This is a genomic window from Clostridium sp. YIM B02555, from assembly GCF_022320955.1.
Taxonomy (GTDB): domain Bacteria; phylum Bacillota; class Clostridia; order Clostridiales; family Clostridiaceae; genus Clostridium; species Clostridium saccharoperbutylacetonicum.
The window spans coordinates 181,068-200,138 of the sequence record NZ_JAKJJY010000007.1 but is presented as its reverse complement, the minus strand read 5'-3'; the positions used below and the strand labels follow the sequence as shown (position 1 = coordinate 200,138).

The window sequence follows — 19,071 nt, the reverse complement described above, 5'->3', positions numbered from 1 at the left end:
CAATCCTTTCTTTTTAATATTTATATAATTATAGAGAGTCAATGAACCCTTTAATAAATGATTAACCTATTGAATTTCGTCTGAACTTGTAAATATTTCATATACTTCTTCTGAGGTTTTAGCGCCTAATAAAGCTTCACATACTTCGTCATCTCCTAATCTTGCTGCTACTTTTGAAAGCAATCGAACATGAACACTGTTTTTATCTGATTCTGTTACAGCAAAAAGAATTATAAAGTTCACTGGTTTACCATCCAAGGTCTCCCACTTAATGTCACTTCTGGTTTTTCCAAAAGCTATTGATGTTTTATTAACAAACTTAGATTTTCCATGAGGTATTGCAATACCATTACCTATGCCTGTTGATCCTAAGGTTTCCCTGTAATATACATCCTCTAAAAATTCTTCTTTGTTTGAAAGTGTACCTGAATCATATAATAGTTCTGTAAGTTCCTTTAAGGCTTCATCTTTTGTAGTCGCTTTCATATCTAGTTTTATTGTTTCTTTTTGTATTACTTTTGCTAAATCTACTTCCATTTTCATACCACCTTCACTATTTAGTTTAAAGTATTGCTTTACATCCTTTTCCTTCTTACATTTCATCAAATAATTAGCATAATCTTCTTTGATATTAAAGTTGAATGCTTCTTTTAAAATAAGCGTCATTATTTCAACATTTTCCATTGCAATATAAAAAGTTAATTGCTTCTCGTTATTTTCTATATCATTTATAGAAAGCCCAAGTATGAATTCATCCTTGCAAAATCCAAGTTGTATCTTTAAATTTCTGTTAATATCTATTGGATTGAATATAATGTTCCTCTTGATGTTTCTATTGATTTGCTTCTTAACTTCATTCTCTTCTTTGTTAAAATATATTAATTCTTCTTGTAGATAGTCTCCAATGAACTTAGTTGAACTTGTTAATCTTAAATGCTTGCTTTTATTATTAAGCAAGAAATCAGATATATTCTTAATATCATGCTCATTCAAAAAAGTTGATACCAATAAATAGCTATTCTTTTCTAACTCCAAAGGAACTGTCGATATTATAAAATCTATCTCCTCAAGATTTATATTCATCATTCTGCTAGCTGAAGCGCTTTCTATAATTTCAAATTCCGGAAAATATCTTTTAAGTCTTGTCATTAAAAGTTTGGAAGTTCCATACCCACTATGACAAACAACTAATACACGTTTTCTTGTAGCATAATTCTCCTCTAATCCCAGCTGATAATATAAAGTTAAATACCCAACTTCATCAATAGGAATATGCTTTAGTTTCATATCGAAGGATACCATCAACGTAGCTGCTTTACACACATTTAACAGAATCGGATACTGATCCTTTATATCATTAATAAGAGGATTTGATATGTGAATATCATGTTTCATACGATTTAACATAGGACGTATATGGAGTAATAATTTATCCATTATATTTTGGTATTTTGAAATATTTACTTGCAAGATCTCTTCCATACATTGTGTAATTCTATTTCTATAGTTTATTGCTAAGCAATCTAATTCACTTAATACTTTATCCTCTTTTTCTGACATATCCTTGATTAGTCCAAAAGAAACAAAATATTGATATAAGTAATAAACTTCACTTTCATCCAGTGTCATTCCAAAATCTCTATTAATTTTATTAATACATAAAGCCGCTTCCTCATAATCTTTTTCTGGCTTAAATTTTCTAATATCACTCTTCTTATATATTTTTCTTCCTTGTGAACCCCTTACCATTGAAATTAAAATATGAGTAAGTAAATTAATATAATATGGATCATTTATTCTACAGTTATATTTTTTTTCTAGATCTAGAAGAAGCCTATTTACATATATTATCTTCTCTTTTTCAAATAACTCTGATAAAGCATTTAAGGTAATTGCATCTAAACGTATTGCTAATTCTTCAATCGTATTTTTATTTTTTCCATCTTTTGAATATTCAAATAGCAAAGATGCAATAGCTCTACGAATATCAACCTCTGATCCATTTATTTGTGTTCCCTCAACTGTCTTTTCTAATTTTAAATTAAATAAAGAAAACCACTCTTCTATATATTTAAAATCATTAACTATACTTGTCTTACTAACGTAATACTTATCAGAAAGCTTTTGAATCGAAGTATTATTATGTGGGCCAGTCAGCATATTTTTAATAATTTCAATTCTTCGATAATTAATCGAAATTTTATTATTTTTACTTTCTTGCGATTGAAGAACTCTATGTAGAATTAATTTGGCATTCATAGCATCCTTTATCATTATTCCAATACTATGTTTCTTATCTAATTCAACATTATGTTCGTTTAAATATTCTTCAATTATAATTAGATCTTTCTTTAGAGTTTTATCAGACACATTCAAGAATTCTGTATAATATTTAATTGGCTTATATTGTTTCTCTTCTAATAACAAATTTATAAATTCAATTTGTCTTACATTTAGGTTATACATCATTTCCCTCCTTTAATTTTTCTTTCTGTGCCCTTCTATATGTATACGATATCATACATTTCAGGGTTGTAAAATAACAAATAAGTTCCTCTTAAAATGGAATTTATGTATCAGTAATCTTACTACACAATGCAAATACTCCTTAAATTAATATTTTTATCAATTCCATAGAACATAATCTGCATTTTTTGTCAATTGCAGTCCATTTTTGTATAAAGTTTTGTGAATTTTGTACGAATAATATAGAATGACATAAAATTAACAATATTTACGACAACTTTCACCATCACTTTCAAATTTAATATATTTTACGAGAGGGGATTTTATTTATGAAAATCAATAATATTCGAAACAAACTTGGAATTAGTTTAGTAGGAATCTGTATGCTTCCTCTAATTATATTAGGCTTAGTTTCATACTTTCAATCAAAAGCAATACTTAATCAAAAGCTCTCTACTACAAGTCAGCAAACACTTATAGAAGTGAATACTGGAATGGATAACTATTTTAGCAGTTTTGGTAATATGGTTTCCATGTTATCACAAAATTATGATGTAATTAATAGTGACAATGATATAAATGTCACATTTATACCAGGCGTATTAAAAAGTGTAAAGGATGTTAATCCTGATATTTTCAGTGCATACCTTGGAACTAAAGATGGTAAATTTAATATTTATCCTAATAGCAAAATGCCAGACGATTTTAATCCTACAGCAAGACCTTGGTATAAACAAGCTATGGAACATAAAGGACAAGTTATTGTGACTTTACCTTTTAAGGATTCGCAAACTGGAAAATCAGTTGTATCTATAGCTAAGACAGTTGAAAGAAATGGAGAAGTAATCGGTGTTTGTGCCATGAATCTTTCATTAGAAACTCTATCAGGTAAAATTACTGAGAAGAAAGTTGGTAACTCTGGATATGTCTTTATTTCTGATTCAGATGGCAATGTAATAGCACATCCTAACAAAGATATTATCAATACTAATGAAGCTTCTAAATTAGCTGTTTGGAATGAAATAAAAACCTCTGACAGCGGTTTTACAACCTACACATATAATGGTCAAAAGAAGTTTGGTGCATTCGATACAAATTCTATGACTGGCTGGAAAGTTGTTGCAATTCTTAATGAAAGTGAATTATCTACTGATACAAAAGCTATATTAATTACTACAATAACTTCTATATTTATTATGTTGATTATATCAATATTAGTCTCCTTATTCTTGAGTAAAGGAATTGCTACTAATATAAAAAATCTAAAAAAGGTTTTTGAAAAGGCTGAAAATGGTGACTTAACTGTATCCATAGAGCCAGTTACAAAAGATGAGTTTTTAGACTTAGCAACTTCTTTTAATTCGATGATGCATAATATTTCAAACCTAATACAAAACGCGGCAAGTTCTTCAAATGAAGTATTAGAAACTTCAACAAATCTTGCTAGTATGTCAGAAGAAGTAACTGCTTCTATATCAGATGTAGCTAAAGCAATTGAAGATGTTGCACATGGTGCAACACAGCAAGCTCAAAATGCTCAAAATGGTGTTACTGAAATGAATGAGCTTTCTAAAAAGTTAGATAAAATCAGTGAAAATTCCACTCAGATAGATATGTTATCCAATAATACCAAAACACTAGGTACAAAAGGATTATCTATAATAAATACTTTGATTGATAAAACAAATAAAACAAAGACCTCTACTTCAGAAGTTAATAGAATTATTCAAGACATGAACGAAAGTACTATAAAAATTTCTTCAATTTCAGAAGCTATTGCAGAAATAACAGAACAAACCAGTCTATTATCACTAAACGCAAGTATAGAATCAGCGCGTGCAGGTGAAGCTGGTAAAGGCTTTGCTGTTGTAGCAGCCGAAATTGGAAAGCTTGCTGAAGAATCTAAAAATTCAACTGAAGAAATAAAATCAATCATCGAAAATATTCAAAAAAAATCAACTATTGCTGTCCAAGCTATTAAAGCTACTGAAGATATAGTAATAGAGCAGGATTTAGAAGTAACTAATACACAAAAAATATTTGATGATATTCTTAATTCAATAAATACAATGATCAATAAGATTGATGAAATAAAATTCTCTATAAAGGATGTGGGTGAAAAGAAAGAAAACACCATGATTGAAATAGAAAATATATCTTCAATTTCTGAAGAAACTGCTTCATCATCAGAAGAAGTAACCGCTTCAACTGAAGAAATAGCTTCTGCTATGGATAGATTCACCAAGTATGCTGAAACTCTTAAATCTTTAGCTGAAAAGTTAGATAATGAATTAGATAACTTTAAAGTTAGATAATGATAATGAATTAGATAATTCTAAAGTTAGCTAATATAAATAAAAGGCATCTTATGCCAAATATACACAAAAGGGTTAATGCAATCTGCTTAACCCTTTTTATCTTTTGAGTAAATCCCCCTTATATCCTAAAGGTTAAATCATGTAAATAATTTTCATAACAAACTTATCCCCATGCATTAATTTTTCTAATTGCATAACTAATGGAAATGTTTGACCTGCATAGCCCTAGCTACGCTCATACCTCCAGCACCTATAGCTATCATTCCCAAGGCACTAGATGCAGGTGTATGTACTACGTTATCTAGTTTTAAATAGAAAAACTTTTTAATATTAAGAAAAGGAAAAAAATCTTAATAAATAACAATTATTGTTTACAAACAATTTTAATTGTAGTAAAATAAATTTAAAGCACATTGTATCAATATTATTGCTTATTTTTTTAAGCATATTAATTGTGCTAAATTAAATTTAAGACAATTATACTGTCTATAAGTTAATTTTATATTTAACAACAATATTAATCTATATAAGTTCCAATTATCAATGTTAAATTAAGATATATAACATTAATCCGAACTTACATATTCATAATTAAAAATTATTTCGAAAAGGGAGAGATTAAAATGGAATTAAAAAACTTAATTGAATCTAAAAATTTAAATACAAAAATTACTTTAAGAAATCCTATTGTTATGGCGCCAATGACTACTTTTTCAGCAAATGAAGACGGAACAGTTTCTGATGCTGAATTAAGTTACTATAAAAAAAGAGCTAAAGAAGTTGGTATGGTAATCACAGCAACAACATATGTAGCCCCTTCTGGCAAAGGCTTTCAAGGAGAATTTGCTGCCTATAACAAGAGTTTTTTACCTAGTTTAAAGAAATTAGCAGAAACTATTAAAGGCGAAGGTGCATTAGCAATCTTACAGATTTTTCATGCTGGTAGAATGGCACTTCCTGATGAAATACCTGGTGGTCAACCTATTAGTGCAAGTGCTGTAGCTGCCGAAAGACCTGGTGCAGTTGTACCAAAGGAAATGACAGAAGCAGAAATTCAAGAACTAATAAAAGCTTTTGGTGAAACAGCAAAACTCGCAATAGAAGCAGGCTTTGATGGTGTAGAAATTCATGGTGCTAACACATACTTATTACAACAATTTATTTCACCTCACTCAAACCGAAGAGAAGATTTTTGGGGTGGCAGCAGAGATAAAAGAAGGAATTTTCCATTAGCTGTCATAGCAGAAGTGAAAAAAGCAGTAAAAGAAAAAGGTGCTGAAAACTTCATAGTAGGCTACCGTTTTTCACCAGAAGAAATTGAAAACCCTGGTATTACATTAGAAGATACTCTTTCTTTTGTAGATATATTGGCTGACCAAGGATTAAGTTATTTACATGCTTCATTAATGAATTTTTGGCAAAGTTCAATACGTGATGCAAAGGAAACTTCTCCTGTTATTAATAAACTAATAGATCAAATTCATGGTAGAGTTCCATTTATAGGGGTTGGAGCAATTAATACACCTGAGGATGCCCTTAAAGCATTAGAAAGTGGTGTTGATTTAGTTGCCCTCGGCAGAGAAATAATTATCGAACCTGATTGGACTAGTAAAATTCAACTTGGTAAAGCTTCAGAAATTCGAACTAAATTAAATAAAAATGATAGAGAAGTTTTATCTGTACCAGTTCCTCTTTGGAATGCAATTGTAAATACACCTGGTTGGTTTCCAATTGAAGAATAATAGTTATATATATTAATTAGTGAAAACTCCATAACACTCCTTATAAAAAAAGGATTGTTATAGAGTTTTCTTTTATTTTCTGCTTTTCTAACTAATAAATATTTTTAATTTTTTACTTCTGAATCAATGAATATCTTTTAATTTTTACATTTAGAAATATATATCTACCTCTTCTAAACTTTCAACATCTAAAATATTCTCAATAATTAAATTTAATTTCTCAATATTTAAATTGTCAATTTTCTTACTATGATCAATACATAAATATCCAAATTTTTTATAAAGTGCTTTTTAGCGGTTTCAAGTGGACCTCTACAAAAACCTTGTTAATCAAATTACTTAAAATAAAGTATTATATTTTGAAATACTGACCTACCTTGATTTATATTCTTATATGAATGAGGACAATTTGCCATAAATCTTATTGAATTACCCTTTTGCAATTTAAATATTTTGTTATTTATATCTATTTCAATTTCCCCTTCTGTTACAATAATATATTCTTCAACCCCCTCATTATGAGGTGTAGATATATGATTACAAGCTGGTTCTAATTCAATTGTAAATATTTCAAAACCCTTGTTTGCATCAAAAGGAAAGATTGGATAAAGCTTCATTCTGTCATTATCTTCAATTATTGGGCTAATATCCTTTTGATTTATTACCTTTAAATCCTCTTGATTTTCATCAATAAATAAGGAAAAAGATATTTTTAATCCTGTTGCAATTTTCCATAAGGTAGAAACTGTTGGATTAGACTTCCCTCTTTCTATTTGACCTAACATTGCCTTGCTAACTCCTGTTAGCTTAGCCACTTCTTCTAAACTTAAATTTCTTTTATTTCGAATATCTTTTAATTTATTACCAATAATTAAATTCAAATCTTTCATTACTCGACTCCTTGTATACATAATGCCTTTGTATGCTATAACGTAAATTATATTATATATTGCACAATATATAATATAACTGTATAATATAACTGTATAATATAACGTATATATACATTATAACATCTTTAATATATTTAGTTTATAATTTTATATTTAATATTTATAAAAATGAGTTTTAAAATGGCAAAAGCATTTATATTAGGAGTCACTGCATCATTCTTTTTTGCATTTACTTTTATATTTAATATTCATAAAAAGGAGTTTTAAAATGGCGAAAGCATTTATATTAGGAGTCACTGCATCATTCTTTTTTGCATTTACTTTTATCCTTAATCAACAAATGAACATTTCTAGTGGTAGTTGGCTTTGGAGTTCCACTCTAAGATATATTTTTATGCTTCCAATTCTGTTTATTATAGTTATTATAAAAAATGAATTATTTGAGGTATTAAAAGATATAGCAAAAAAGCCTATTCAATGGCTTACTTGGAGCACAATAGGCTTTGGTTTATTTTATGCACCTTTGTGTTTTGCATCAGCATATGGTGCTTCATGGTTAGTTGCTGGAACTTGGCAATTGACAATAGTTGCTGGAGGACTTATGTCTCCATTATTTTTTACGAGTATTGAAACTAATAATGGGACATGCAAAATAAGAAACAAGCTTCCTAAAAAATCTATCCTCATGTCTTCCATAATTTTATTAGGAATATTCTTAATGCAGTTTGAAGAAGCAAAGAATACAACTTTTCTTAAAACTCTTTTAGGAATTATTCCTGTTATTGCAGCTGCATTTGCATATCCACTAGGTAATCGTAAAATGATGGAGGTTTGTAATAATAAATTTAGTACCTTTCAAAGGGTATTTGGCATGACACTATGTAGTATGCCCTTTTGGATAATACTAGCTAGCTATGCTTCCATATCTGCTGGTTTACCAAATAAAGGACAAATCCTCCAATCCTTAATAGTTGCTATTTTTTCAGGAATTATAGCTACCATATTATTTTTTAAAGCTACTGATATGGTAAGCAATGATACACATAAATTAGCTGTCATAGAATCAACACAATCTGGTGAGGTAATTTTCACCTTACTTGGAGGTGTATTTATATTTCATGATAAAATTCCAACTTTTATTGGTTTAATAGGAGCATTACTAGTTGTTGTCGGAATGATTTTAAATAGTCTTAACAAATCATAAAAAGTCTTTGCATTGTTTCCAGGATTTTGTATCAAAATTCACTTTTCTAAAAGACTAATCAGTTATCTATGGCCTAATGATTTGAAAATTTAATAGTAAAAAGGTAAATTTTTTTTACCTAACTTTGCTATCAGCTTTTTCAAAAAATTTTTAAAAGTTTTCCATAAATTCGAATGTTCCGATTATTAAATATCCTCAAATAACTCCATAATGTTAAATACTATAAAATAACAAGAAAGAAGAACTTTATATTTTATTTCATATGTAAGAATGTTTAAAATAAATGTTGCTAATTAGAAATTGGAGACTCAAAGTAATACACTATTGCTTTGAGTCTTAAGCCTACCTATATCTAATATTTTAATGAATTTGTTTTCAAAAGATAATTTTTTGAATATTTCCATACAATTTATTTCTTTTTTTGTAATATATAATATAAAAAGTGCAAGATATTTTTCTAAATATTTTGAAGCAACACCATGATATTTTTTCAGCCATTTTTCTAAAATAATTTGGAATGACCAGATTATTTTATCATTCTTGACTTCTTTTATATGCTTTTTATTATGTGCTTTTGCTACTAAAGAAATATATCGATCACCATATGGCACTATATAAGCTTTCTCATCAATTAAATAATAAATTTTTTTATTAAAGCTAGGCAAATGCCAATGACATCTTGAAATTGGTTTAATTATAATAGAATCCTCACAGTCTTTTGCAGCTACAACCCAAATATTGTGACGCACTGTGATAGTAATATTTTTACTTCCTTTAAAATTCTCAGGTATTAATTTTTTAGCAATATGTACATCTCCACTCAGCTTTTCTGGAACACTATCATAATTAAGTCCATGCAACACTTTATGTCTCCAATAAAAAGCTGTTACTAAGCTTAGTCCCAATTTTTCTGCACAAAATCTTAAGGATTTTCTTTCAAGCACATATTCAGTAAACTTGACCCATTGAGTAGGTTTCTTTTTTGAATAACTCCATAAAGAACTGGTTGCCTTAGAGAACGTTTTGCCGCATTCTTTACACTTATATCTTTGAAACCCTTTAAACAATCCATATTTTATGTAGTGTTTTGACTCACAATTAGGACATTTTTCAATAATTCTATTTAAATACATATCTTTTTTTATCAAAGTAGTAATATGAGAATTCAATAAATTAAAATTAGTATCAGTCTTTATCAAGAGAATCACCTCAATTTATCGTTAAAATATAAATTAAATATTCAAATCCTCTTAATAATTGCCTAAATATTAAGTTTCTAAACATTACCAACATTTATTTTAAACATACATATATGTAACATTTCATTTCATATGCATTATGTATTTTAGCAAATTACATATTTGCTAAATAACTAATTTCCTAGTTTTAAAATCTTTAAATTTAGATGAATAATTCATAAAACAAACAGTAAACAGGTGAAGTTTTAACCGAGAATTGCCATCGACTTCTAAAAAAATTTGAAAATATATTCACAGATTTTAATATATTTTTCTCTTTCTAAATACAGTCTCTCAGCTTCCTTTAATGTAATTTGTTTAAATTTAATTTTATCATTAGGTTTAAGTTGAACTATTTTTTGAATATCTACAGATGCTACATGTGCTAGTTTAGGATATCCTCCTGTAGTTTGTCTATCTGCTAATAAAATAATAGGGTCACCATCTGGTGGAATTTGAATTGTACCAACAGAAACTTCTTCTGATATCATTTCCAAACTTTCTTTAAGCTCTATTTTTTCTCCAAATAACCGATATCCCATTCTATCTGATTTATTATCTACATTAAACTCTGAATTAAAAAATTTATTTACACTTTCCTCAGAAATATTGTTAAATTGCCTGTCTTTAAAAACTCTAACAAATGTGCTATTAGAATTTTCTGCAATAGAATCCCCTATATACCAGCTTGGAGCTGTAAATTCACCTTTTGAGGTTATTTGCTGTAGTTTTTCTATTATTTTCTTAGCTTCCACACTTTTAACTCCAAGATTTAAAATATCTCCCTTTTTTAAAGTTCTTCCATTAAAGCCTCCAAATTGTGCTCTTAAATATGTACTTTTACTTTCCATAACTTCTGGAACCTCAAAGCCACCTGCTATTGCTAAATAAGAACGACAACCCGCTATACAAGCTCCAAAATTTAATACACAAGCTTCCTTTAAATAAATAGGTCTTCCCATTGGAATTTTCTTTCCATTAATAGTTGGTGAAATATTTCCACCTGTTATAGAAAATAAAGTTCCCTTTTCTAGCTCTAAGGAAGGACCAATCATCGTAATTTCTAAAACACCTTCCTTTTCAGTATTTCCAACTACAATGTTTGCAAGGCGCATGGAATAAGTATCCATGGCACCACTGACTATAACTCCGTATTTTTGATACCCGTGTCTTCCTAAATCTTGAATAGTTGACTGTAGCCCTGGATTTAAAACAGATATTCTCACTATTCTTCCTCCTTTAACTGAACATATTCTTCATAAGAAATAGGATAAAATTTAACTATATCTCCTGACTTTAAGAGACTTTTAGACTTTCTCTTTAAATCAAACAGTTTTAAGGGTGTCTTTCCTATAAGCTGCCAGCCTCCAGGTGTTTCTATGGGATATACCCCTGTCTGCATTCCTGCGATCCCTACTGAACCAGCTGGTATTGCTGTTCTTGGAGTTTCCCGTCTTGGAGCTGCAATCTTTTCAGACATTCCTCCTAAATACGGAAATCCTGGAGCAAAGCCAAGCATATAAACTAGATATTTCCCTTCAGAATGAATCTTTATAACCTCATCTACAGAAATATTATTTATTTTTGCAACTTCCCCAATATCTTGTCCAAATTCACCACCATAGCATACTGGAATTTCAACTATATTTTCTTCATATACTGATGAAAAATCAAGCTTAGCTATTATATCATCTAAAATACCTTTTACTACTTCATAAGGAGCTTCACTGTTCATATCCAAAGGATTATAAATAACAGAAACACTTGCAAAAGCTGGCACATATTCTATCATTCCGTGAAAAGGATTCTCATCAAGATAAGCACAAAAGGTTCTCACTTTTTTATTTATAGTTTCACTTATTTCCCTTCCAAACTCAACTAAAGCTGCTGTTTCACTTATTTGAGAAATTTCAGTTTTGAATTTGCCTGTTTCCATATAAATATTTCTCCTCTTCTGACTTTTTTTCTTGATTTAATATTAATATTTTAAACTAATAGCTTTTATTTCCTAACTCATTGATTTCCCACTATGACTATTTACTAATTTGTATAAAATAATATCTCCACTTTACAACTTTACTTTTCATAATGTATCCAATAAAACTTTATACAATGGAACAATTTCTATATTTTCTGCTTCAAGGCTAAGCCTAATTTTTTTTACAAATTCCAAAGCCTTAGCTCCATCTCCATGGACACATATAGAATTAACTTTGATAGATATATCTTTACCTGTGATAGCAGTAACATTGTTTTCTTTTATCATCTTAATAACCCTTTTAATAACCACGGCTTCATCTGTGATCATAGCGCCTTCTTTAGCCCTTGCAACCAAAGAGCCATCTTCTTCATAAGCACGATCAGCAAAGGCTTCTCTTGCTACTTTTAATCCAATATTTTCTGCTGCCTTTATCATTTCACTTCCAGCTAAAGCAAGTAAAATCAATTCAGAATTCACTTCATATATCCCTTGACAAATAGCTTCAGCAAGTTTTAAATCTTTGCCAGCCATATTATATAAAGCACCATGAGGTTTTACATGTTGCATTTTAATTCCTTGCGCTCTACAAAAAGCATCTAAAGCGCCAATTTGATATTGCACCATAGCTTTAGCTTCTTTTGGAGAAACATTCATATTTCTTCTTCCAAAGCCCACTAAGTCCGGAAAACCAGGATGTGCTCCAACACTAACACCAGCTGCCTTAGCAAGTTTCACAGTATGGTCCATCACAAGTGGATCAGCTGCATGAAAGCCACAAGCTATATTAGCAGAAGATACATATGAAATTATTTCTTCATCCAAACCAAGTTTATAGGCTCCAAAACTTTCTCCTAAATCACAATTTAAATCTACTTTATACATACTCCACCCCGTTTGATCAGTTTACAGTTAACTGAGCTTAATGTCTATATTTTTCGTATCTGTTATAAGCATATGCCCAGGAGAATGTGTAATCACTATTTTGGGTTTAACATTCATAACTACAGCTTGTGGCGTTACACCGCAAGGCCAAAATACTGGAACTTCTCCTTCTTTTATTTTAACACTATCTCCAAAATCAGGCCTACTAATTTCTGAAATTCCAATAGCAGAAGGATCTCCAATATGAATTGGTGTTCCATGAACCTTTGGCATTGCTCCGGTTACCATTACAGACTTTACAATTTGATCATATGGAATAGGCCTCATGCTCACCACCATTTTTCCATTAAAAATACCTGCTGGTTCACAGTCTATATTAGTAATAAACATAGGGACATTACAATTTTCCTCTATGTGACGTATAGGTACTCCCGCCTCTAAAAGCTCAGATTCAAAGGAAAAACTACACCCTATTAAAAAGCTTACAAAATCATCTCTCCATAAATGCTCAATGCTAGTATATTCACCAGTTAATACTCCTTCTTCATAAACTCTATATTTAGGAATATCTTTAGCAATATCTGCACCTTCTGCTATATATCTTAAACTCCTGCTGCCCACATCACTCACTTCTAATATAGGACAAGATTTAGGATTTCTTTGACTAAATAATAGAAAATCATAGGCTAACTCCTTTGGCAAGATAACCAAATTAGCTTGTGCATATCCAGCACACATGCCTGAAGTTGGTCCTGTAATTTTACCTTCACGTATTAAAGTTCTAACCTCACTTGGTTTCATTTTAGAATAATCCACCACTTACCACTCCTTTATTTCAGTTATGAGTTATGAGTGCTGCGTTATGAGTTTTAGGATGAAATAGCGATGCTATTTCTACACATCTAAACAGAGTGGTTATGCCACAATACGCACCTATAAAAAGAGTTGCTATGCCACAATACTGATCTTATATAAAAAGAGTATCAATACAACAATACGGAACTTTCTCTAAAAGCCTGTAGCTTTTCTTCCTTAACTCTTAATTCATACCTCTTAACTAATAACTGATATAATTTCACACTACCTTTTCATAAAAGCCTAATTCAATAACTTTATCAAACCAAGTTGCGCAGGTATCTTCTAATTTAATAGCATAAGATACACATTCTCTCATCAAATTAACTATTGAAAGATTCATTGATAAACCAAAGCCGTCTATTGCAGGAACAAGCCATCCATACATATCTATCATTCCACTTCTTGAAGCTACCACCATTGCTTCTTCTTGTAACTCTTTTGTGTGTAATATTTCTAAATCCTTCTTTAAATATGCAATTGCAGCAATTAATCCATAACAGCCCCAGTCAGAAACTGTTGCAGTAATAATATTATCGGCCTTTGTAGCTACAGCAATTCCACCATTGCAGCCACAATTACATTTCCCTTCAGCTGCATATGGAACATATTCTTGTAAATGTTCGCTAATAGTCCCCATACCAATTTCATTTCCAAGATCTCCTATTGCTATATTAAGAACACCCTTATCTTGTAATTTAGTAAATAAGATATCCTGTTTTGCCTCTAATTCTGTTACAGCTAGTCCTACCGCATTATGATAAACTCCAATTGAATTAGCACCTGGGCACTCAATACTGATAACAGCACTTGGTAATCCCTTATCAATAATTTCATCAGCTTGCTTCTCCGCTTCATTTATATCCTTTGTAAATGGAATCGCTGCAATGGATATAGGATATTCCTTTAATTCTTGTATAGTATCATATAAATGAACTCCTATTACCTGGGCTAAATTTTTTACAGCCTCCATATTATCTTCTGGACATATTATTACCGGTTTTACATTAAAAGCTTTTATAAGTGCTCTGGCTAATATCATCGAACTAACAATCCCATCCATTTCAGCCTTCTTAAAAGGAAGCAGCACAAAACCCGTCATTATATAAACTAAGTCTCCAGCTTTCAATGTGTTTACTAATTTTTTTGCTGCATTAGTAGTTAAAGGCTCTTTTGTATACTTTCTTGCTGCAGAATATAAAATACGACACACACCGTAGCCTCTAGGATCTAAATTCATTAAATTATCTAAGTTCTCACCTAAATTAAATATTGTTAATTCTTGTTGATTCATATTTTACCTCCTAATCTACATTTGTTTCTTCTAAGAACTCATTTAACAAAGCAGCTTGTAATTTCTTTACAAGCTCTGGTGCTTTTCCGCCAACAGGTTTTCCATCTATTTCACTAGTTGCCATGCAAAATTGTCCCGAACTAGTAACTATAATTTCATCTGCCTCCATTAATTCTTTCAAGGTAAAGGCTGTTTCATCTACAGGAATATTAAAGGCTTTGCACATTTTAATAAGATGAGCTCTTGCAATGCCAGGTAAAATCAAATTATCTGTTGGTGCAGTTTTTAATATACCATCCTTAATAATTGATACATTGCTATGAGCACATTCAGTTACTCTATCACCTCTATGGAATACAGCTTCTTGACAGCCTGCTTCTTCAGTTTTTTGAGCTGCAATTACACTTGGTAATAAATTCAAGGTTTTTATATTACAGTGCAAAAATCTAGTGTCTTCTAAAGTAATTAACTTTAGTTTTTTTGACATATCCTTAATATTTAGAGGCTTTAACATAATCCATAGATTTGCAGGAACTTCATCTCCAGGGAAAGCATGATTACGCATACCAGTACCTCTTGTAATTTGCCAATATACAAATTGTTCTCCTGAATCAACCTTCAATACCATTTCTTTAAGAATTTCTTTTACTTGCTCTTTTGAATAAGGAATTTTTATTCCTAATAAACCTGCACTGTTATAAAATCTTTCAATATGCTCATCCAATGCAAATATTTTATGATTTCTGCTATAAGTAGCATCATAAACTCCATCTCCAAAATAACAAACACGATCAAGCATTGGTACTGTCATTTCTTCTAATAATCCAAACTTTCCATTGTAATAACCTAAATTCTCCATTTAATTTCCCTCCTAAAAATATCCAAATTTAATTTTCATACTAAAATATCTAAAATAAAAAACCAGACATATTTTAGACCTTTGAATTTGACTTCTTCGTCTAAAGTATATCTGGTGCTTCTCTGGAACTAATACTATATTCATATAGTATATCCAACCGAAATATTTATCAATATTTTTTTAAATTCAAGTAAATTTTATTGTTATTTGTTATTTCACCATAATTTTTTCTTATATTTTAACAATTTCAATAAAAAACATGAAATTTTTAATATTCTCAGTTAATCCTCCACCTACTGCACTAAAAATTGCCTCCACTTACGAAATTAACTTTTAATATTCTCAGTTAATCCTCCACTTCTGGTATTACACAAAAGGTATTTTTTATATTTTTTAAAACAAAATGAGTTTTCGTTGCTGATACTCCTTCTATACTTTTTATTGAACGATGGATTTTCTCAAGATGGTCAGATGATTGACAAATTATTTTAATCATAAAATCATAATCTCCAGTTAAATAATAGCAGGAAACAATATTATCATTACCTTTAATAGCCAAAGTAAAAGTGTCGTAGAACTTTGGATGCTCAAGACTAACTTCCATCAAAGCAGTCACATCATTATCTAATTTTTTTTGATCTACTATTATTGTATAATTCTGAATCACTTCATTTTTTTCCATCTTATGTATGCGTTCAAGAACTGCTGAAACTGATAAGTGAATTTGACTGCTTATAGTAGCGGCTTTAATTCTTGCATTTGCTTTTAAACATTTTAATATTTTATAATCCATTTTATCCATATAAAATTTTTATTCCCCTAAATAAGCTTTTCTAACAGAGTCATCATGTAACAGATCCTGTGCTAAACCTTCTAATACAACACTACCTGTTTCTAAAACATAACCTCGATCTGCTATTTGAAGGGCAGCATTTGCATTTTGCTCTACTAAAAGAATTGTTGTTCCAGCTTTACGAATATTTTTTATAATTTCAAAGATTTCTTCAACTACTATTGGAGCAAGCCCCATGGATGGTTCATCAAGTAATAACAATCTAGGTTTCGCCATTAAAGCTCTACCAATTGCAAGCATTTGCTGCTCACCACCTGACATAGTTCCTGCAAGCTGCTTTCTTCTTTCCTTTACTCTTGGAAACAAGTTAAAAACCTCTTCCATTGATGCTTTAATCTCAGCTTTACTCTTTCTTAAATAAGCACCTAATAAAAGATTTTCTTCTATTGTCTGATCACCAAAGACTCTTCTTCCTTCTGGAACTTGGCTAAGGCCATAACCTACTATCTTATGTGCTCCTATATTGCTAATCACCTTGCCTTCATAAGTTATTTCTCCAGACTTAACTGGATTCAAACCACTAATTGCCCTAAGAGTACTAGTTTTTCCAGCTCCATTTGCTCCAATTAATGTCACAATTTCTCCACTCTTTACTTCTAAACTCAAATCATGAATTGCATGAATTGCCCCATATGATATATTAATATTTTCTACCTTTAACATATTATTGTGCCGCCCCCTTTCCTAAATACGCTTCAATTACTTGAGGATTTTTTTGAATTTCCTTTGGAATTCCTTTAGCAATAATTTCACCAAAGGAAAGTACATAAATATATTCACATACATTCATTACAAGTTTCATATCATGTTCAATAAGTAAAATAGATATTTTAAATTGATTTTTTATCCAACGAATAAGTTCAGTAAGTTCTACTGTTTCCTGAGGATTCATACCAGCAGCTGGTTCATCTAAAAGTAAAAGTTTAGGTTTAGCTGCTAAGGCTCTCGCTATTTCTAATCTTCTTTGCTTTCCATAAGGAAGGTTACTTGCAAGCTCCTCTGCCTTATCATCTAACTTAAAAATCTTCAATATTTCTAAAGCTTCCTGCTTCATTTTTTCTTCTTCCAAAATATGAGCTGGAGTCTTAATTATAGATGTAAACAAGCTAGACTTTGCTTGATAGTTGAAGCTTATCATAACATTTTCAAGTACAGTTAAGTCTTTAAAAAGTCTAATATTTTGAAAGGTTCTAGAAATATGTTTTGAGGTAATATTATAAGGTTTAGTTCCATCAATACGTTCACCATTTAATTCTATTTTTCCTTCTGTTGGTTTATAAACACCAGTAAGCATATTAAAAAGAGTTGTTTTACCTGCACCATTTGGTCCTATAAGACCAATTAATTGATGTTCACCAATTTCCATATTTACATCAGAAACAGCAGTAAGACCACCAAATCTTATTGTTAAATTTTCTACTGAAAGCAAAGACATACTACTCACCAGCCTTTTCGTTTTGATCAATATTCTTTACAGGTGTTTTTCCAAATTTCTTAAAGAATTTTACTAGGTTAGCTACCGAAATCTCTCTTGTTCCAAGGATACCTTGTGGGCGGAAGATCATCATAAGCACAAGCATAATAGCATAAATTAAAATACGATAGGTCTTAAATACTTCACTAAGTCCTCTTAAACATTCAGGTAAATAAATAAGAATTGAAGTACCAATTACAGTTCCTGATAAACTTCCCATTCCACCAAGTACTACATAAGTTATTAATTCAATTGATTTTGCAAAAGCAAAGCTTGCTGGATCAATAAAAGAATTAAAATGGGCATATAAGCCACCAGCAAGACCAGCCATACTACTACCAATTATAAATGCAGTCATCTTATATTTAGTAGAATTTATCCCCATGGCCTCTGCTGCTATTTCATCTTCTCTAATAGCCATAATTGCTCTACCTTTTGAAGAATGAATTAAATTTTTTAATATTGCATAACAAAGGGCTACCCCTATAAATACAATTAAAAATGAAGTGTTTGATGGTATCCCTGAAATACCTCTAGCACCACCAACATAATCTACATTTTGAATTACAACCTTTACTATTTCTCCAAAACCCAAAGTACAAATAGCCAAATAATCCCCTTTAAGTCTTAATATTGGGTATCCAATTAAAGCTGCTAAAATTCCAGCTAATATAATTCCTACAAGTAAAGCAATTGGAAAAGGCATATTAAAATTTTTAGTCATTATTGCTGACCCATATGCTCCTATTGACATAAAAGCAGCATGTCCCATAGTAAATTGACCAGTAAAGCCCAAGATAAGATTAAGGCCCAAGGCAGCAATTAAAAATATTCCAATTTGCTTCATAATTCTAAGAATATAATCACCAATTATCCCTTGATTTACTAAAAACATTAGAAAAAAATATATCAAAGCAAGAACTGCTGTTGTAATTAAGTATCTGGTATATATAGGCTTAACTAAGCTTGAACTTAGACTATTTCCCTTTTTACTCATCTTATTTACCATTCT

At 30.2% G+C, this 19,071-nt stretch carries 16 protein-coding genes; 3 read left to right on the top strand and 13 right to left on the bottom strand.

Annotated elements, in window-relative coordinates; translation table 11 throughout:
- Window positions 1-66 precede the first annotated feature (66 nt).
- Window positions 67-2,466 carry a BglG family transcription antiterminator gene (locus tag L3B98_RS12480; protein WP_238916861.1) on the bottom strand — a complete coding sequence of 800 codons (2,400 nt, stop codon included), beginning with the start codon at window positions 2,464-2,466 and terminating at the stop codon, window positions 67-69.
- Window positions 2,467-2,795: 329 nt separating this feature from the next.
- On the opposite strand from L3B98_RS12480, the gene L3B98_RS12475 reads away from it, so the two are divergent.
- Together L3B98_RS12475 and L3B98_RS12470 are read left to right on the top strand one after the other, a co-directional pair.
- Window positions 2,796-4,781 carry a methyl-accepting chemotaxis protein gene (locus L3B98_RS12475; RefSeq protein ID WP_238916860.1) on the top strand — a complete coding sequence of 662 codons (1,986 nt, stop codon included), beginning with the start codon at window positions 2,796-2,798 and terminating at the stop codon, window positions 4,779-4,781.
- A gap of 626 nt (window positions 4,782-5,407) precedes the next feature.
- Complete coding sequence (locus tag L3B98_RS12470) at window positions 5,408-6,526, top strand: NADH-dependent flavin oxidoreductase (protein WP_238916859.1); 1,119 nt, start codon at window positions 5,408-5,410, stop codon at window positions 6,524-6,526.
- 335 nt (window positions 6,527-6,861) lie between these two features.
- Here L3B98_RS12470 and L3B98_RS12465 read toward each other — a convergent pair whose 3' ends face one another.
- Window positions 6,862-7,416 carry a helix-turn-helix domain-containing protein gene (locus tag L3B98_RS12465; RefSeq protein ID WP_015394072.1) on the bottom strand — a complete coding sequence of 185 codons (555 nt, stop codon included), beginning with the start codon at window positions 7,414-7,416 and terminating at the stop codon, window positions 6,862-6,864.
- A 271-nt stretch (window positions 7,417-7,687) separates the two neighbouring features.
- On the opposite strand from L3B98_RS12465, the gene L3B98_RS12460 reads away from it, so the two are divergent.
- On the top strand, window positions 7,688-8,623 hold the full coding sequence (locus L3B98_RS12460) for a multidrug resistance efflux transporter family protein (protein ID WP_238916858.1): 936 nt from the start codon (window positions 7,688-7,690) through the stop codon (window positions 8,621-8,623).
- 308 nt (window positions 8,624-8,931) lie between these two features.
- On the opposite strand, the gene L3B98_RS12455 is transcribed toward L3B98_RS12460, so the two are convergent.
- The 11 genes from L3B98_RS12455 to L3B98_RS12405 all read right to left on the bottom strand — a co-directional run bounded on the left by L3B98_RS12455 (window position 8,932) and on the right by L3B98_RS12405 (window position 19,068).
- Window positions 8,932-9,822: a hypothetical protein gene (locus L3B98_RS12455; RefSeq protein WP_238916857.1), complete on the bottom strand. Its 891-nt coding sequence runs from the start codon at window positions 9,820-9,822 to the stop codon at window positions 8,932-8,934.
- 269 nt (window positions 9,823-10,091) lie between these two features.
- Window positions 10,092-11,087 (bottom strand): biotin-dependent carboxyltransferase family protein, encoded by a 996-nt coding sequence (locus L3B98_RS12450; protein ID WP_343073685.1) that lies wholly within the window; start codon window positions 11,085-11,087, stop codon window positions 10,092-10,094.
- Window positions 11,087-11,797 (bottom strand): 5-oxoprolinase subunit PxpB, encoded by a 711-nt coding sequence (gene pxpB / locus L3B98_RS12445; RefSeq protein ID WP_015394076.1) that lies wholly within the window; start codon window positions 11,795-11,797, stop codon window positions 11,087-11,089. The genes L3B98_RS12450 and pxpB overlap by 1 nt, the downstream gene beginning before the upstream one ends.
- Before the next feature lie 147 nt (window positions 11,798-11,944).
- Entirely contained in the window at window positions 11,945-12,724 is a 780-nt protein-coding gene (locus L3B98_RS12440) for a 5-oxoprolinase subunit PxpA (protein WP_238916856.1), read from the bottom strand.
- A gap of 27 nt (window positions 12,725-12,751) precedes the next feature.
- The gene (locus L3B98_RS12435; RefSeq protein ID WP_238916855.1) at window positions 12,752-13,540 is read right to left on the bottom strand and encodes a putative hydro-lyase; all 789 of its coding nucleotides are present in this window, start codon (window positions 13,538-13,540) and stop codon (window positions 12,752-12,754) included.
- A 259-nt stretch (window positions 13,541-13,799) separates the two neighbouring features.
- Window positions 13,800-14,873: a DUF4392 domain-containing protein gene (locus L3B98_RS12430; protein ID WP_238916854.1), complete on the bottom strand. Its 1,074-nt coding sequence runs from the start codon at window positions 14,871-14,873 to the stop codon at window positions 13,800-13,802.
- A 10-nt stretch (window positions 14,874-14,883) separates the two neighbouring features.
- A complete protein-coding gene (locus tag L3B98_RS12425) occupies window positions 14,884-15,732 on the bottom strand; it encodes a D-amino acid aminotransferase (RefSeq protein WP_238916853.1) in 849 nt (282 codons plus the stop codon).
- A gap of 346 nt (window positions 15,733-16,078) precedes the next feature.
- Window positions 16,079-16,534 (bottom strand): Lrp/AsnC family transcriptional regulator, encoded by a 456-nt coding sequence (locus L3B98_RS12420; protein ID WP_238916852.1) that lies wholly within the window; start codon window positions 16,532-16,534, stop codon window positions 16,079-16,081.
- A gap of 9 nt (window positions 16,535-16,543) precedes the next feature.
- Complete coding sequence (locus tag L3B98_RS12415) at window positions 16,544-17,248, bottom strand: ABC transporter ATP-binding protein (protein ID WP_015394082.1); 705 nt, start codon at window positions 17,246-17,248, stop codon at window positions 16,544-16,546.
- Window position 17,249: 1 nt separating this feature from the next.
- Window positions 17,250-18,020 carry an ABC transporter ATP-binding protein gene (locus L3B98_RS12410; RefSeq protein WP_238916851.1) on the bottom strand — a complete coding sequence of 257 codons (771 nt, stop codon included), beginning with the start codon at window positions 18,018-18,020 and terminating at the stop codon, window positions 17,250-17,252.
- A gap of 1 nt (window position 18,021) precedes the next feature.
- Window positions 18,022-19,068 carry a branched-chain amino acid ABC transporter permease gene (locus L3B98_RS12405; RefSeq protein WP_238916850.1) on the bottom strand — a complete coding sequence of 349 codons (1,047 nt, stop codon included), beginning with the start codon at window positions 19,066-19,068 and terminating at the stop codon, window positions 18,022-18,024.
- Between the last annotated feature and the right edge of the window lie 3 nt (window positions 19,069-19,071).

Bases quoted from the DNA above. Each gene is read 5' to 3' on its own strand.
- L3B98_RS12465 (WP_015394072.1), bottom strand. From the start codon at position 7,416: ATGAAAGATTTGAATTTAATTATTGGTAATAAATTAAAAGATATTCGA.
- pxpB (WP_015394076.1), bottom strand. From the start codon at position 11,797: ATGGAAACAGGCAAATTCAAAACTGAAATTTCTCAAATAAGTGAAACA.
- L3B98_RS12430 (WP_238916854.1), bottom strand. From the start codon at position 14,873: ATGAATCAACAAGAATTAACAATATTTAATTTAGGTGAGAACTTAGAT.
- L3B98_RS12415 (WP_015394082.1), bottom strand. From the start codon at position 17,248: ATGTTAAAGGTAGAAAATATTAATATATCATATGGGGCAATTCATGCA.
- L3B98_RS12480 (WP_238916861.1), bottom strand. From the start codon at position 2,466: ATGTATAACCTAAATGTAAGACAAATTGAATTTATAAATTTGTTATTA.
- L3B98_RS12410 (WP_238916851.1), bottom strand. From the start codon at position 18,020: ATGTCTTTGCTTTCAGTAGAAAATTTAACAATAAGATTTGGTGGTCTT.
- L3B98_RS12405 (WP_238916850.1), bottom strand. From the start codon at position 19,068: ATGGTAAATAAGATGAGTAAAAAGGGAAATAGTCTAAGTTCAAGCTTA.
- L3B98_RS12420 (WP_238916852.1), bottom strand. From the start codon at position 16,534: ATGGATAAAATGGATTATAAAATATTAAAATGTTTAAAAGCAAATGCA.
- L3B98_RS12425 (WP_238916853.1), bottom strand. From the start codon at position 15,732: ATGGAGAATTTAGGTTATTACAATGGAAAGTTTGGATTATTAGAAGAA.
- L3B98_RS12470 (WP_238916859.1), top strand. From the start codon at position 5,408: ATGGAATTAAAAAACTTAATTGAATCTAAAAATTTAAATACAAAAATT.
- L3B98_RS12440 (WP_238916856.1), bottom strand. From the start codon at position 12,724: ATGTATAAAGTAGATTTAAATTGTGATTTAGGAGAAAGTTTTGGAGCC.
- L3B98_RS12475 (WP_238916860.1), top strand. From the start codon at position 2,796: ATGAAAATCAATAATATTCGAAACAAACTTGGAATTAGTTTAGTAGGA.
- L3B98_RS12460 (WP_238916858.1), top strand. From the start codon at position 7,688: ATGGCGAAAGCATTTATATTAGGAGTCACTGCATCATTCTTTTTTGCA.